We start from the raw sequence: 14,958 nt of genomic DNA on the forward strand, positions 1-14,958 counted from the left end.
GGCCGCGACGATCCGCGCCACCGTCTCCGGTGACGTGGTGCCCGGCATCCGGTGCGGGCGGGAGGAGCGATCAGCCAGGCCGGCCTCGCCCTCGCTCCGCCAGCGGCGCACCCACTTGTGAACCGTCTGCCGGCTGATCCCGAGTTGTTTGGCGACCTCACCGGGCCGGTGCCCAGCCCGGACACGAGCGACGATCAGCTTGCGGGCATAGACGGTCGTGCGGGCATTAGCGTGGGCCACGGAGACCTCCGGTTAGGAACGGCGACGTCAAGCACCGCCACTCCTTCCGGAGGTCTCCTTCGTCATCAAGACACCACGCCGACTGTCAACAACGTTCCTGGTTACGACAACTAGGACGTCGGCCGGACCCCGTAAGGCACATCCGGGGCACACGGGAGTGCCCCGACGTCCCGGGCCGCGTCGACAGCGCGGCGCGTCCGGATCCTCGCTGTCGGGCATCACGTGGCCGGAGGTGCCGAGGAGGACGGTGCCCCGGCTCGACCAGCCGGGGCACCGTCGCCCGATCGCAGCCGAGTTCCTGGTGCCCGTCGCAGCTCCGACCGGTGCGGGTCAGGCGTCGAGGCCGGTGAAGGTGGGCGTGGCCTCCTCGCCGTCCCAGTTCACCCGGAAGCTGAAGGCCTCCTCCAGCGCGGCGCGGTACTGCTCGGCCTCGTCCTCGGTGATGGTGCCGGCGGCCAGCAGGGTGTCGATGGCCGGACCGTACTTCGCGACCAGCGCGTCGATGAGGGTCTGCGGGTCGATGCCGAGGTCCTCGGCGACGGCGACGAGGTTCTGTCCGGCGTCCATCCGGACGTGCAGCTCGTCGTGGCTGATGGTCAGCACCTCGTCCAGCACGTCCTGGACAGGCTGGTGACCGCGGTGCAGGTCGAGGCCGGCGTCGCCGTAGGCCTCCTGGATCAGCTCGACCAGCTGCTCCTCCGTGGTCACCGAGGAGACGTCTACACCGCCGGGGCCGCCTCCGCCCATGGCGCCGCCCGGGCCGCCGGTGTCGGCGGTCTCGGTGGTGGAGCTGTCGCTGGTCGCGGAGCTGCTCGTGCTGCTGGTCGTGGTGGAGGCGGCCTCGGCGGTCGTACCGCATGCTGCGGCGACGGGGACGGCGGCGGCGAGGAGGACGGCGGCCAGGGTCTTGCGGAGCTTCACGGGGGCTTCTCTCGTTGTCGGGAGGAGTCGGTCGGGCTCCACGGTGGGCGGTCGGTCTCCGCCGTCGCTGGATGCCCGCTGTGCATCCGCTGTGAGCGGGACCTCACCCTCGGTGGAGATCCCCCAGCCGACGTCGAGGAACCTCCCAGCAACGACCGGCACGGTCGGTCGCCATGACCCCCCTCCTCCGACGCCGCACGTCCGCCGGCGCCGCCCTGACCGGCGGCCTCACCAGCGCCCTCGTCCTGCTCACCCCCGCGACCGCGGACGCCCACAGCCTCGACAGCAGCACGCTGTCGGTCCGCATGGGCGAGGACTCGGTGGACGCGACCGTCAGCGTCGCGCTGGAGACGCTGGATGCGGCGCTGGGCACCGCCTACACGAGCAGCAGCGACGTCGACTCCTACGCCGAGGCGGTCACCGCCTACCTCGACGAGCACCTGACGGTCACCGGTGCCGACGGGACGGCATGGACCGAGACCTACACCGACGTGGTGCGTCAGTCGGTCGAGGGCATCGAGTCCCTCAGCGTCGAGGTCACCCTCGACCCCGGCAACGCCGACCCCGCGGCGTTCACCGTGACCTACGACGGGATCATCGAGGCCGACCCCTCCCACGAGGCCGTCGTCGTCCTCACCGACGCGGCCGGGGACATCTCCACCGCCGGGGTCCTCACCGCCTCCGACGGCAGCCTGCAGATCGGCGAGGCCGCCGGGGGCGGCATCTCCACCGGTCTGCCCGACATGGTCGGCCACGGCCTGCACCACGTGCTCGAGGGCGCCGACCACCTGTTGTTCCTGCTGACGCTGCTGCTCGTGGCGCCGCTCGCGGTCACCGCCGGGCGGTGGCAGCGGCGCGTGGGCCTGGCCGCGACCCTGCGCCGGGTCCTCGCCGTCGTCACGGCGTTCACCGTGGGGCACTCGCTGACGCTGATCGCCTCCGCACTGGGCTGGGTGTCGGTCCCCGGCGCACCGGTGGAGGTGGCCATCGCCGCCTCGGTCGGCGTGGCCGCGGTGCACGCGATGCGGCCACTGGCCCGTCGCGGTGAGGTCCTCATCGCGGCCGGGTTCGGCCTGGTGCACGGGCTGGCCTTCGCAGGCATCCTCACCGACCTCGGCCTCGACGGCTCGGCGTCGGTGTCCGCGCTGCTCGCCTTCAACGTCGGCGTAGAGCTCGCCCAACTGCTCACCGTGGCGCTGGTCTTCCCCTCGCTGTACGTGGTGTCCCGGACCCGCTGGTACCCGGCACTGCGGCGGACCGGCGCGGTCCTGGCGCTGACCGCCGCCACGGGATGGGCCCTGGACCGCCTCGGCATCCTGGCGAACCCCCTGGCCGGCGCGGAGGAGGCCGTCATCGCCCACCCCGGGTACGTCGTCGCCGCCCTCGCCCTCCTGGCCGCCTCGTGCTGGGCGGATGAGCGCCGCCGACCGACCCGCCCGACGGAGCCGACGCTGCAGCCGACTCCCATCCCGTCCGCGTTCTGAGTGCCGCGGCGCTGCCCGTCGTCGAGCGTGACGCTCACCGCCGGCCTGCACCGGGCCACCTACCAGGACCACCCGGTGGCGGTGGCCGTCCGGGGCGGCCAGGTCTGGGTGCGCCGGGACGGGCGCTGGCAGCTGGTCGCCATCCAGTTCAGCCCGCTGGCGGAGGAGCCGCCCGTTTCCCCAGGAGGAGCGGCACGATGACCGCCACCGGCTCCGCACCCGACCGCGGCGCGCTCAGCGGGCCGGCCTCCGGGGTGCTCTTCCTCGCCGGGGTGGCCGGCGCACTCGTCACCGCTGACGTGCCCTACCCCCGTCCCGGTTCGGATGCCGCGACGATCCGCCGGTTCTTCCACGGCAACCGCGGCCCGGCGCGGGTCAGCGCGACCGGGCAACTGCTCTCCGCCGCGGCACTGGCCCGCTTCACCGCCTCGGTGGTGCGCCTGAGCGCGCCCGCCGGGCGCGACGTGCGGACGGCGGCCGCGGTGGGCGGCGCCGTCGCGGTGGCCTCGCTGACCGCCTCCTCGGTGGTGACCACGGCGCTCACCACCGACCGGGCCGCGGACGACGACCGCGCCGTCACGCTGCACCGCCGTGCGTTCCTGGCCGGGGGCGTGGTGCACGGCGCCGGGTTCGGCCTGCTCGTGGCAGCCCTCGGCGTCGCCGGACGACGCACCGGCCTGTTGCCCGTCGCGCTGTCCCGGGCGGCGCTGGGCTCGGCCGCCGCCGGCCTGCTCGCGCCGCTCCACCTGGTCGCCGAGCCCGCCGCCTGGGTCATCCCGGCCGGCCGGTTCAGCGGACTGCTCGTCACCGGGATCAGTGGCGTCCGGATGGCACGCGGCGGGCTCCCGTCCGTGCGCCGCTGAACCCGTCGTGGCCGCCCACCGCGGTCTCCCGGATGTCGAGGACTCGCCGTCTGCTCCGTCCTCGGGCCGGATGGACACGACGAGCACAGGAGGATGCACCCATGTCCCACATCCGACGCTTCGACCACGTCGGCATCACGGTCGCGGACCTCGACGCAGTGACGGCGTTCTTCGTCGGGCTGGGTCTCGAGGTCGAGGGGCGGACCTTCGTCGAGGGCGAGTTCCTGGACACCGTCAGCGGCATCCCCGACTCCCGCACCGAGATCGTCATGCTCCGGCCGCCCGACGGAGGTACCCGGCTGGAGCTGGCGAGCTTCGTCCGGCCCGACCACGAGCCGGGATCGCCCGAGGCGATGGCCAACGAACTGGGGCTGCGCAACGTGGCCTTCGAGGTCGACGACCTCCAGGCGGCCGTCGACCGGCTGGCCGCGGACGGTCACGGCCTGGTCGGTGGCGTCGGACAGTACGAGCAGGTCTGGCGCATGGCCTACGTGCGCGGACCGGAGGGGATCGTCGTCTCCCTGGCCGAGCGGATCGGCTGAGCCCCCCCGCCCGGTGGTCAGCGGGCGGTCAGCCGGCCGGGGGACGCGAGGCCGGCCTCCGCACCGCCGGCGGGCCGCTGCTGCCGTTCGGTCTGCCGGCGCAGGTGCAGCAGGCGCGAGAGGGCCGTCCGCTGCCCGAAGGCCCCGGTCAGCCGGTCGAGGAAGATCGCCAGGAGGACGACGGCGAGGCCACCCTCGAACCCGCTGGCGACGTCGAGCTGGGTCACCGCCCGCACGACCACCGCCCCGAGTCCGGCGGCACCGAGCAGGCCGGCCGTGACCACCATCGACAGCGCCAGCATGATCACCTGGTTCACGCCGGCCATGATCGACGGCAGCGCCAGGGGCAGCTGGACCTCCCGCAGCACCTGGCCGGGCCGGGCACCGAAGGCCTGGGCCGCCTCGACGACCTCCCGGTCCACCTGCCGGATGCCGAGCTCGGTGAGCCGCACACCGGGCGGGATGGCGAACAGGATGGTGGCCACCACGCCGGGCACGACGCCCACGCCGAAGAAGAAGACGGCGGGGATCAGGTAGACGAACACCGGCGTCGTCTGCATGAAGTCCAGCACCGGCCGGACCGCGACGCTGACCGCCCGGCGCCGCGCCGCCAGGATCCCCAGCGGCACCCCGATCGCCGTGGCGATGACCGCCGCGACCAGCACCAGCGCGAGGGTCTGCATCGTCTCGGCCCACAGCTCCAGCGACACCACCAGCAGGAACGCCAGCAGCGTGTAGAGCGCCAGCCAGGGGCCGCGCAGGACCAGCGCGACCACCGTGAAGACGACGATCCAGACCACCGGCGGCGGTGACACCAGGACGTCGGTCAGCCCGTCGACGAGGACCTGCATGACCGCGGAGATGGCGTCGAACAGCCAGGGCACCGTGTCGAGCAGCCAGTCGATGAGGTCGGAGACCCACTGACCGAGCGGGAGGTGCGGGATCACGGGCGCCTCCCCCGGACCGGGACGGCCGACAGCGCGTCGAGCACCGCGGCCCGTGGCACGACCCCGAGCAGCCGCCCCTCGGTGTCGACGACGCCGAGGGGCACCACGTGCCGCCCGACCAGGTGGACGAACTCGACGACGGGCCGGTCGGCCGCGATCGTCGCGTGGTCGGCGACCAGCTCACGCGGGCCGATCGCGGTCCGGCCCTCCTGCAGGGCGCGGGCCAGCAGGTCGTCGCGCGCCACGCCTGCGATGCGCCCGTCGCCGTCGAGGACGTGGACGCCGTTGGCCTCGGCCGCACCGAGCGCCCTGAGCACGTCGCCGCAGCCGTCCCCGAGCCGCGCGGTCATCCGTGGCTCGCGGAGCAGGTCGCCCGCGGTGAGCACCCGGGTCCGGTCGACGTCGGAGGTGAAGTCGGCGACGTAGTCGTCGGCGGGCGCGGAGATGATCTCGGGGCCGGTGCCCAGCTGCACGGTCCGGCCGTCCTTGAGCATGAGGATCCGGTCACCGAGCCGCATCGCCTCGTTGAGGTCGTGGGTGATGAAGACGATGGTCTTGGTCAGCTCCGCCTGTAGCCGCTCGAGCAGGTCCTGCATGTCGCGGCGGATCAGCGGGTCCAGGGCGGAGAACGGCTCGTCCATCAGCAGCACCTCCGAGTCCGCGGCCAGCGCGCGGGCCAGGCCCACACGCTGGCGCATGCCCCCGGAGAGCTCGTCGGGCCGGGCGTCGGCCCGCTCGAGCAGGCCCACCGTCTCCAGCGCCCAGTCCGCCCGCTCGCGCTGCTCGGCCGCCCCGGCGCCGCGGACCTTGAGCGCGTAGGCGGCGTTCTCCCGCACCGTGCGGTGCGGGAGGAGCGCGAAGTGCTGGAAGACCATGCTGATCTTCTCGTTGCGCACCGTGCGCAGCGCCGCGTCGTCGAGCGCCCGCAGGTCCCGGCCCTCGACCTCGACGGTGCCGGCACTGGGCTCGATGAGCCGGTTGAGCAGGCGCACCAGCGTGGACTTGCCCGAACCCGACAGCCCCATGACGACGAACAGCTCACCGCGCTCGACGGTGAAGCTGACGTCGTGGACCGCCAGCGTCGACCCGGTCCGGCGGTGGATCTCGTCGCGGCCGAGACCCTCGCCGGCCAGCCGCAGCGCCTCCTGCTCCCGCGTCCCGAAGACCTTCGTCAGGCCCGAGACGCGCAGCACCGGCGGGGCCACGTCAGCCGATCCACTCGGCGATCTGGTCGGCGTGGGCGTCGACCCACTTGCGCGCCACGGTGGACACGTCCTCGCCGTCGACGTCGACGCTCTTCTGCATCGCCTCCATCTCGTCGACGGAGATCCGCAGGTCGGTCAGCAGGTCGACGAAGGCCGGCGCCTGCTCGGCGAGCTCGTTGCTGGCGGCGATGTTGGCGCTGTACGACGGCATCGCGCAGGCGCCGTCGCCGGTGGTCAGGCAGCCGTCGGTGTAGGGCGTGGGCTCCTCGAGCTGCACCATGTCGTACTGCGCGAACACCGCGTGCGGGTGGTACAGGTACAGCACGATCGGCTCCTCGCGGCTGTAGCTGTTCTCCAGCTGCGCGAGCTCGGCCGCCTCGCTGGAGACCACGTGCTCCAGTTCGATGCCGTAGCCCTCCAGCCGCTTGGCGTTCTGCTCGGTGGTGATGTAGCCGGGGTCGGCGTCGTAGAACTTGCCGCCCAGCTCCTCGGCGTAGTCGTCGAGCTGCGTGACGCTGGTCAGCCCCTCCAGCGGCCCGCCGGCCTCGACCGCGTAGGCCGGCACGAACCACCCCTGGGCCGCGTCGCCGTAGGTCTCCGACACGATCTCGACCTGCTCGCTCGCGGAGTCGGCCAGCTCCTGCTGGTTGGGCAGGGCGACCTCGGTGAGCAGGTCGATGTCACCGCGCTGCGCGCCGGCCCAGGCCGCGGCCGGGTCCAGCTGCGTCGTCGCCAACGACGCGACGCCGAGGTCGGGGTGGTCGGCGGCGATCTCGCTGAGGATGCCGTTGGTCAGGCCCGCGGCGGTCCAGCTGAACTGCGCGGTCTGCACGGTGATCCCGCTGCCGCTCCCGCCGCCGCTGCCGCCCGCCTCCTCGGCGGTGCACCCGGCGACGGCGGCGGTCAGGACGGCGGTCAGGGCCACCGCGGAGGCGCGGGGGCGGAGAGTGGTGCGCTGCATGGGGTTCTACTTCCCTGGGACGTCGGGCCCGACGCGGGCCGGCGCGGATGGAGGCGCGCGAGGAGGCGCAGACCCCGGTGGGGCCTGCGCCTCGTCACTCGGTCGAGCGCTACGGACGACCGTAGCCGCGGGTCAGCGGACCGTCGTCCCGACCGGGGCGTCCCCACGGAGCGTGATGCGGTGCATGACGCGGCGCTGGTCGCCGTAGTCCCGGTTGGCGTAGTGCACCGTCGAGCGGTTGTCCCACATGACGACGTCACCCACCGCCCAGCGGTGCCGCACGATGTGCTCCGGCTTGGTGATGTGCGCGTAGAAGAGGTCGAGCAGGTACCGGCTCTCGGCGTCGGACACGCCCTCGAGGTGCGAGACGAACCCGGGGTTGACGAACAGCCCCTTCCGGCCGGTCTCCGGGTGCACCCGCACGACCGGGTGCGAGACGGGGACGAGGGCGCGGAACTCCTCGCCCTCCCACGTGGTCCGCGCCTCGCGCTGGGCGAGGTAGTAGCCGAACTCGCGGGTGCCGTCGTGCACGGCGACGAGCTGGTCGGCCAGGCGCTGCACCGGCTCGCTGAGCGAGCGGTAGGCCAGTTCGAGGTCGGCCCACTGGGTGTCCCCGCCCACCGGCGGGAGGACGACGGCGCGCAGCACCGAGCCCAGCGGGGGGCGGCGCACGAAGGTGACGTCGGTGTGCCAGACGTCGGCGAACCCGCCGGTGGCGCTGTCGAGCGCGTAGATCTCCGGGTGCTCCTCGTCGACGCCGGGGACGACCGGGTGCGACTCGGTGACCTCGCCCAGGCGGCGGCCGAGCGCGACCTGGCTGTCGGGGTGCAGGTCGTGCTGCCCGGCGAAGAACAGCACCTTGTACTCGGCGAGCGCGGCCCGGATGGCCCGGACCTGGTCGTCGGTGGCGCGGGCGAGGTCGACGCCGTGGACGCGGGCGCCGATGGTCGGCTCGAGGCGCTCGAGGTCGAGGATGCCGCCGTCGACGGCGGCGGGCGTGGTCGGGGCGGCAGCGAGCAGGGTCATGCGAGGTCTCCGGAGGTGGGTGCGGGCGGGCGGGCGGGGCCGAGGACGGGTGTCAGACCCGACAGAGCGCGCTCGCGCACCGCAGCAGGTCGACGTGCCGGCGCTCGACGAGCGCAATCCGCACAATCTCGACCGGATGCATGGGGAATACCGTAGCGGGTGCTCGTCCTCCCGACACGACGGGTCCCCTGTCGGGCCGCGGGGCATCGACGTCCGGGAGGCCGGCGAGGAGCATCGGCCCATGGACGAGCAGTCGGTCCGGGCGGCGCTGGAGCACTACATCCGCTTCAGCGCGGCCGGCGACGAGGACCGGGCCAGCGAGATCTACTGCGAGGACGCCGTCCTGGAGTTCCCGCAGTCCGGTGAGCGGTTCGAGGGCGTGGCGAACTTCCGCGAGTGGCGGCGGGAGTACCCCGCGGAGGTCGAGCTCGAGATCGTCCGGGTGCGGGGGCGGGACGACTTCTGGGTGGTCGAGATCCGCGCCCGCTACGACGGCGGTGCGTGGCTGTTCGGCCCGGCGCTCTACGAGTTCCGCGGGGACCTCGTCGCCCGCGAGACCATCTACGTCGGCGAGGCGTGGGAACCCCCGGAGTGGCGGGCGCGGTGGCGGGCCGCGCCCTGACCCCGGGGTGGCCCACCTCACGGGCTGACCTGCGCGGATGTCCTCGGGAGGGGCATCGGCGAGCCGCCCGCGGTGTTGTACCCGTCGATGACCGCGCCTGCCCTCGAGGCCCCCTCCCCCACCCGTCTGTGGACGCCGAAGCGCGTCCTCGTCACCCGCTCGGCCGCCGAGCGCCCGCACGGGCAGCGCGTGCTGGCCCGCCTCGAGGCCGCCGGCGTCTCCGACGTCGAGCTGCTCCCCGGGGACCGGCTGCCCAACCTCCGCGGCGACGACGACCGCGCGGCCTTCATGGCCGCCAAGGACACGATGGCGCTGGTCGTCCCGCCGCCGTCGAAGCGCAAGCTCCAGCCCATCCCGCCGTCGGCCGACTTCCGGCTCGACCTGGCCGAGGGCTGCCCCGCGCACTGCCAGTACTGCTACCTCGCCGGGTCGCTGTCCGGCCCGCCGATCACCCGGGTCTGGGCCGACCTCGACGAGGTGCTCGGCGACCTCGACCGGTACGTCGGCCAGGGCCGCATCACCACCGGCACGCTCGAGCGCGGTGACGAGGGGACGACGTTCGAGGCCTCCTGCTACACCGACCCGCTGGCCATCGAGCACCTCACCGGCGGCCTGTCCCGCATGGTCGAGCACTTCGGCACCCACACGTGGCCCGGCCCGGTGCAGCTGCGCGCGACGACCAAGTTCGACGACGTCGCGGGTCTGCTCGACCTGCCGCACGGCGGGCGCACCCGGCTGCGCTTCTCGCTCAACGCCGCCTCGGTCGGCCGGCGGTTCGAGGGCGCCACGAGCAAGGTCGACGCGCGCATCGCCGCCCTGGGCGCCGTCGCCCGCGCCGGCTACCCGGTGGGCCTGACCATCGCGCCGATCATGCCGGTCGAGGGCTGGCGCGAGGAGTACGGCGCCCTGCTCGACGCTGCCGCCGCGGTCCTGCCGGCCGGCACCGACCTCACCGTCGAGTGCATCACCCACCGGTTCACGCCGGGCAGCAAGGAGACGCTGCTCGACTGGTACCCGCGCACCAAGCTGGAGATGGACGAGTCCCGCCGCACCACCAAGCGGGGCAAGTTCGGCTCGGTCAAGCACGTCTACCCCAAGGAGACGATGGCCGAGCTGCGCACCTGGTTCGAGGCCGCCCTCGCCGACCGTCTCCCCCGGGCCCGCTTCCTCTACTGGACCTGAGTGCCCGGGGTGGCGGGACGGTGCCCGCCACCCCGGGACGGCTCACGCCGGGATCAGGCCGTTCGGGTTGAGCACGTACTTCTTCGCCGCGCCCTGGTCGAACTCCTGGTAGCCGCGCGGGGCGTCCTCCAGCGGGATCACCTCGGCGTTGACCGCCTTCGCGATCTGCACCCGGTCGTGCAGGATCGCCATCATCAGCTGGCGGTTGTAGCGCATGACCGGGCACTGGCCGGTGGTGAACGCGTGCGACTTCGCCCAGCCCAGCCCCAGCCGGATCGACAGCGAGCCCACCTTGGCGGCGTCGTCGACCGCACCGGGGTCACCGGTCACGTAGAGCCCCGGGATGCCGAGCGCACCGCCGGCCCGTGTGATGTCCATCAGCGAGTTGAGCACGGTGGCCGGCGCCTCGTGCTCGGCGTCCTTCCCGTGTCCGCGCGCCTCGAAGCCGACCGCGTCCACACTGCAGTCGACCTCGGGCTCGCCGAGGATCTCCGCGATCTGGTCCTTGGGGTCGCCCTTGGAGACGTCCACGGTCTCGCAGCCGAAGCTGCGGGCCTGGGCCAGCCGGTCGGCGTTCAGGTCGGCGACGATGACGACGGCAGCCCCGAGCAGGTGCGCGGAGGCGGCCGCCGCGAGACCCACCGGGCCGGCGCCGGCGATGTAGACCGTCGAGCCGGTGGTGACGCCGGCGGTGACGCAGCCGTGGTAGCCGGTCGGGAAGATGTCCGACAGCATCGTCAGGTCACGGATCTTGGCCAGCGCCTGGTCGCGGTCCGGGAACTTCAGCGCGTTCCAGTCCGCGTAGGGCACCATGACGTACTCCGCCTGCCCGCCCGTCCAGCCGCCCATGTCCACGTAGCCGTAGGCCGAGCCGGGGCGGTCGGGGTTGACGTTGAGGCAGATGCCGGTCTTGCCCTCCTTGCAGTTGCGGCAGCGGCCGCAGGCGATGTTGAACGGCACGCTGACGATGTCGCCGACCTCGAGGAACTCCACGTCGGAGCCCTTCTCCACGATCTCGCCGGTGATCTCGTGGCCGAGGACCAGCCGCTCGGGCGCCGTCGTCCGCCCGCGGACCATGTGCTGGTCGCTGCCGCAGATGTTGGTGGCCACCGTCCTCAGGATGACCGCGTGCGGGGTCTTGCGACCGACGTTGGCCGGGTTGACGCCCGGGCCCTCCTTGAGCTCCAGCCCCGGGTAGTCCAGGTCCGCGACCTCGACCTTGCCCGGACCCATGTACATGACCGCCCTGTTACCTGCCACGGACACGCCTCCTCGTCACGACGTGCCCGACGGCCCGCCGGGCGCGCCTTCCCCCCACCCGCGCCGGTCGGCGCGGGGAGGCGAGTGTGTCGCGGGTCACCTCCGGGGACCGGTGGCTCCACTGGCCGGTGCGCGGGACCCGGCACGTTGCCACGTAGCGTCGCCGGTCGTGCTCGTGCTGCTCCCGCCCTCGGAGACCAAGTCCCCGGACGGCGACGGCGCCCCGCTCGACCTCGCGGCCCTGTCCACGCCGGAGCTGACGCCGGTCCGCGCGCAGCTGGTCGAGGCGCTGATCCGGCTGGCCGCCGACCCGCCCGCGGCCCGCACGGCGCTGGGCCTGCCCCCTGCCCAGGACGTCGAGCTGGCCCGCAACGCCGCGCTGTGCACCGGCCCGACGAAGCCCGCGGTCGAGCGCTACACCGGCGTCCTCTACGACGCCCTCGGCGTCCGCACCCTGACCCGAGCGCAGCGGGCCCGCGCCGACCGGCGGCTCGCCGTCGGCTCGGCGCTGTTCGGTCTGGTCCGCGCTCCCGACGCCATCCCGGCCTACCGGCTGTCCGCGGGCTCGGTCCTGCCGGGGCTGCCGACGCTGCGCGCGCTGTGGCGGCCGGCGCTCGGCCCGGTCCTGGCGGCCGCTGGCGAGCTGGTCGTCGACCTGCGCAGCGGGGCCTACCAGGCGCTGGCGCCGGTCCCGGGCGCGGTGACCGTCGACGTGCTGAGCGAGCGCCCCGACGGCAGCCGGGCCGTGGTGAGCCACGCGAACAAGGCGCACAAGGGGCGCGTCGCCCGGCTGCTGGCGACCACCACGGCCGAGCCGGACGACGTGGTCCGGGTGCGGGCGCTGCTCCGTCGCGCGGGGTTGCACGTGGAACACGACGGCGGGACTGCACTCACGCTGGTGCTGCCGCCGACCTGACCGCGCGTTGTCACGGTCGGTCACTGATTCGCGCTTCTCGTGTGAGGCCTGTTGGCCGCAATGGACGTCGCTTACGCTGTACACGGCGTCCGGACCCAGCACCGGCCGGGGCGCTGTTGCATCGAGTCGGCCACGAGCCGGGCGAAGGGGTTCGGTGGACGACACGTACCGCCCTCGCGGCGAGGGGCCGGTGGAGAGCACGCACGCCGCGGCGCAGCTGCTCCGGGCCGACCGGCCCCGAGCACGGGCCGCGCGCCGCCTCCGTCTCCGGGACGCCAGCGCCGCGCTCGACCGCCTCGCCGAGCTGGCCGCCCGGTTGCTCGCCGCACCGATCGCCCAGATCTCGCTGCTCGACGACGTCGAGGTGATCGTGGCCGGCACCGGCCTGCCGCCCGGCACGGTGGGCCGGGAGGCCCCGCTCGACGCGACCGCCTGCGCCGTCCCCGCTGCCGAGGGCCTCCCCGTCGTCGTCCCCGACGTGCGCGACGAGCCCCGGGCCGCCGACCTGCCGCAGGTCAGGGCAGGGGTCGTCGGCGCCTATCTCGGAGCGCCGATGATCGACGCGGACGGGTTCGCCGTGGGTGTCCTCTGCGTCGCGGCCCCGACGCCCCGGACCTGGGCGGACACCGACGTCGCCACCCTCCGCCAGCTCGCTTCCGCCGCCGTCGCCGAACTGGAACTGGCCGCGCTGCGCACCGAGCACGAGAGGGACCGGCTGCGCTGGGGCCTGGCGATCGACGCGGCGGGCATCGGCACCTTCGACTGGGACCTCCGCACCGGCGAGCTGACCTGGGACGCCCGGCTGATCGCGATGTTCGGCTACGACGTGGACTCCTTCGGCGGCACGATCGAGGCCTTCAACGAGCGGGTCCACCCCGACGACCTGCCGCGGGTGACCGACGCCCTGCAGGCGAGCATCGCCGCGCGCGGTGACTACGAGGCCGAGTACCGCGTCGTCTGGCCTGGCGGGGAGACCCGCTGGGTGCAGGCCCGCGGCCGCACGCTGGCCGACGAGACCGGCGCGGCCACGCGGGTGCTCGGCGCCGCCTACGACACCACCGCCGAGCGGGCCGCCGGCATGCGGGTCACGCGGGTGCTCGACGCCATGCCGGCCGGCTTCTACTCCCTCGACCGCGAGTGGCGGTTCACCCACGTCAACGCCGAGGCCGAGCGGCTGCTGCAGCACAGCCGTGACGAGCTGCTCGGCCAGGAGCTGTGGACGGCGTTCCCCGCCGCCGTGAACAGCGTCTTCGAGGAGAGCTACCGCACCGCCGTCCGCACCGGCACTCCGGTCCATTTCGACGCGCACTACCCCGCGCCGCTCAACGGCTGGTACGAGCTGCGCGCCTGGCCCAGCCCCGAGGGGTTGTCGGTCTACTTCCTCGAGGTCACCGAGCGTCGCCGCGTGCAGGATCGGGCCGAGCGTGCGGCGCAGCGGCTGGCCCTGCTCGCCCAGGTCAGTGCCGAGCTCGCCGGGGCCCTCGACGCCCAGACGGCGACCGCGCACCTGCCCCGCCTCGTGGTCCCGGCGCTGGCCGACTGGTGCATCGTCACCGTCGTCGACCCCGACGGGCGTCCGCGCGACGTCGGGTACTGGCACGTCGTCCCCTCGTCCCGTGCCCTGGTCGAGCGCTACGCCGCGGTCCGACTCGACGCCATGCCGGCCACCGCGCCGCTCATGCGCGCCCTGCTCACCGGCGAGGCGGTCATGGAGCGCACCGAGGCCGTGCGCGCCGTGCTCGCCGACGGCGAGGCCCGCGACCTGCTGACCGCGCTGGACCCCGAGTCGGCGATCGCGATCCCGCTGCGGGGCCGCGACCGCACCCTCGGCGTGATGACGCTCTACTACCGCCGGGGGTGGACGCCGCGCGACGAGGACCTGGCCACCGCCCAGGACGTGGCCGACCGCGCCGGCCTGGCGCTGGACAACGCCCGCCTCTACGGCCAGCAGCGCGCGCTCGCGGAGGGCCTGCAGCGCAGCCTGCTCACCGAGCCGCCCGAGCCCGACCACGCCGAGATCGCCGTCCGCTACCTCCCTGCGGCCGAGGCCGCGCGGGTCGGCGGCGACTGGTACGACGCGTTCCTGCAGCCGGGCGGGGCGACGATGCTGGTCATCGGCGACGTCGTCGGCCACGACACCGAGGCAGCGGCGGCGATGGGGCAGCTGCGCGCGCTGCTGCGCGGCATCGCCACCTACAGCGACGGCGGCCCCGGCGAGGTGCTGCGCGGCCTGGACGCCTCGATGGCCCTGCTGCAGACCCGCGTGCTGGCCACGGCCACCGTCGCCCGTTTCGAGCAGACCGACGACGAGCGCCGGCGCGGCGTCACCCGGATGCGCTGGGCCAACGCCGGGCACCTCCCGCCGCTGGTCATCAACCCCGACGGCAGCGTGGCCGAGCTCGCCACCTGGCGCGGGGACCTGCTGCTCGGCGTCGACCCCGACGCGCTGCGCGAGGAGTCGGTCGTCACCCTCGACCGGGGCGCCACCGTGCTGCTGTTCACCGACGGGCTCATCGAGCGCCGCGACGCCGACCTCGACGCGGGCATGGCCCGGCTGCGGGAGGCGCTGCGCGAGCTGGCCGACCGGCCGCTGGAGGAGCTGCTCGACGAGGTCCTCCACCGGCTGGTCGACGGCCGCCCCGAGGACGACGTCGCGCTGGTGGCGGTGCGGCTGCACCGGCAGGACCAGCCGCGCCCGCCCGAGGCCGGCCCCAACCGGGTCCCCGACGTCGTCCCGGAGGACCCGATGAGCCCGGTCCCGGGCTGACCGTCGGACCCCTGCCGCGGTA

General features: G+C 74.1%; 16 protein-coding genes. 8 read left to right on the plus strand and 8 right to left on the minus strand.

Annotated elements, in window-relative coordinates:
* A partial coding sequence (locus BM414_RS25890; protein WP_139246051.1) for a leucine zipper domain-containing protein occupies positions 1-240 on the minus strand: 240 nt, incomplete at its 3' end.
* 330 nt (positions 241-570) lie between these two features.
* Positions 571-1,161, minus strand: coding sequence for a hypothetical protein (locus tag BM414_RS25895; protein ID WP_093584361.1), 591 nt, complete (start codon positions 1,159-1,161; stop codon positions 571-573).
* 173 nt (positions 1,162-1,334) lie between these two features.
* Here BM414_RS25895 and BM414_RS25900 point away from each other — a divergent pair, with 173 nt between their 5' ends.
* From BM414_RS25900 to BM414_RS25915, 4 genes are all read left to right on the plus strand, one after another.
* Positions 1,335-2,645: a HupE/UreJ family protein gene (locus BM414_RS25900; RefSeq protein ID WP_093584362.1), complete on the plus strand. Its 1,311-nt coding sequence runs from the start codon at positions 1,335-1,337 to the stop codon at positions 2,643-2,645.
* 27 nt (positions 2,646-2,672) lie between these two features.
* Entirely contained in the window at positions 2,673-2,846 is a 174-nt protein-coding gene (locus BM414_RS29750) for a nuclear transport factor 2 family protein (RefSeq protein WP_175551816.1), read from the plus strand.
* Positions 2,843-3,508, plus strand: a complete 666-nt coding sequence (locus tag BM414_RS25910) for a hypothetical protein (RefSeq protein ID WP_093584364.1) — start codon at positions 2,843-2,845, stop codon at positions 3,506-3,508. The genes BM414_RS29750 and BM414_RS25910 overlap by 4 nt, the downstream gene beginning before the upstream one ends.
* Before the next feature lie 101 nt (positions 3,509-3,609).
* Entirely contained in the window at positions 3,610-4,050 is a 441-nt protein-coding gene (locus tag BM414_RS25915; protein WP_093584365.1) for a VOC family protein, read from the plus strand.
* Positions 4,051-4,067: 17 nt separating this feature from the next.
* Here BM414_RS25915 and BM414_RS25920 read toward each other — a convergent pair whose 3' ends face one another.
* The 5 genes from BM414_RS25920 to BM414_RS31665 all read right to left on the minus strand — a co-directional run bounded on the left by BM414_RS25920 (position 4,068) and on the right by BM414_RS31665 (position 8,331).
* A complete protein-coding gene (locus tag BM414_RS25920; RefSeq protein WP_245785001.1) occupies positions 4,068-4,997 on the minus strand; it encodes an ABC transporter permease in 930 nt (309 codons plus the stop codon).
* Complete coding sequence (locus BM414_RS25925; RefSeq protein ID WP_093584366.1) at positions 4,994-6,202, minus strand: quaternary amine ABC transporter ATP-binding protein; 1,209 nt, start codon at positions 6,200-6,202, stop codon at positions 4,994-4,996. Before BM414_RS25925 ends, BM414_RS25920 begins: the two co-directional genes overlap by 4 nt.
* 1 nt (position 6,203) lies before the next feature.
* Positions 6,204-7,163 carry a glycine betaine ABC transporter substrate-binding protein gene (locus tag BM414_RS25930; protein WP_093584367.1) on the minus strand — a complete coding sequence of 320 codons (960 nt, stop codon included), beginning with the start codon at positions 7,161-7,163 and terminating at the stop codon, positions 6,204-6,206.
* A gap of 132 nt (positions 7,164-7,295) precedes the next feature.
* Positions 7,296-8,189: a TauD/TfdA dioxygenase family protein gene (locus BM414_RS25935; protein WP_093584368.1), complete on the minus strand. Its 894-nt coding sequence runs from the start codon at positions 8,187-8,189 to the stop codon at positions 7,296-7,298.
* Between the two features lie 52 nt (positions 8,190-8,241).
* Positions 8,242-8,331, minus strand: a complete 90-nt coding sequence (locus BM414_RS31665; protein ID WP_342716339.1) for a putative leader peptide — start codon at positions 8,329-8,331, stop codon at positions 8,242-8,244.
* A gap of 99 nt (positions 8,332-8,430) precedes the next feature.
* Here BM414_RS31665 and BM414_RS29755 point away from each other — a divergent pair, with 99 nt between their 5' ends.
* Together BM414_RS29755 and BM414_RS25945 are read left to right on the plus strand one after the other, a co-directional pair.
* On the plus strand, positions 8,431-8,811 hold the full coding sequence (locus BM414_RS29755) for a nuclear transport factor 2 family protein (protein WP_093584370.1): 381 nt from the start codon (positions 8,431-8,433) through the stop codon (positions 8,809-8,811).
* A gap of 87 nt (positions 8,812-8,898) precedes the next feature.
* Entirely contained in the window at positions 8,899-9,993 is a 1,095-nt protein-coding gene (locus BM414_RS25945) for an SPL family radical SAM protein (RefSeq protein ID WP_093584426.1), read from the plus strand.
* A gap of 42 nt (positions 9,994-10,035) precedes the next feature.
* Here BM414_RS25945 and fdhA read toward each other — a convergent pair whose 3' ends face one another.
* Entirely contained in the window at positions 10,036-11,253 is a 1,218-nt protein-coding gene (fdhA, locus tag BM414_RS25950) for a formaldehyde dehydrogenase, glutathione-independent (protein ID WP_093584372.1), read from the minus strand.
* A gap of 169 nt (positions 11,254-11,422) precedes the next feature.
* On the opposite strand from fdhA, the gene yaaA reads away from it, so the two are divergent.
* Together yaaA and BM414_RS25960 are read left to right on the plus strand one after the other, a co-directional pair.
* Positions 11,423-12,169 (plus strand): peroxide stress protein YaaA, encoded by a 747-nt coding sequence (yaaA, locus tag BM414_RS25955; protein ID WP_093584374.1) that lies wholly within the window; start codon positions 11,423-11,425, stop codon positions 12,167-12,169.
* Positions 12,170-12,323: 154 nt separating this feature from the next.
* Positions 12,324-14,936, plus strand: a complete 2,613-nt coding sequence (locus BM414_RS25960) for a SpoIIE family protein phosphatase (protein ID WP_093584376.1) — start codon at positions 12,324-12,326, stop codon at positions 14,934-14,936.
* The last annotated feature ends 22 nt before the right edge of the window (positions 14,937-14,958 follow it).

Origin of the sequence: Geodermatophilus amargosae, assembly GCF_900116515.1 — a bacterium.
GTDB lineage: Bacteria > Actinomycetota > Actinomycetes > Mycobacteriales > Geodermatophilaceae > Geodermatophilus > Geodermatophilus amargosae.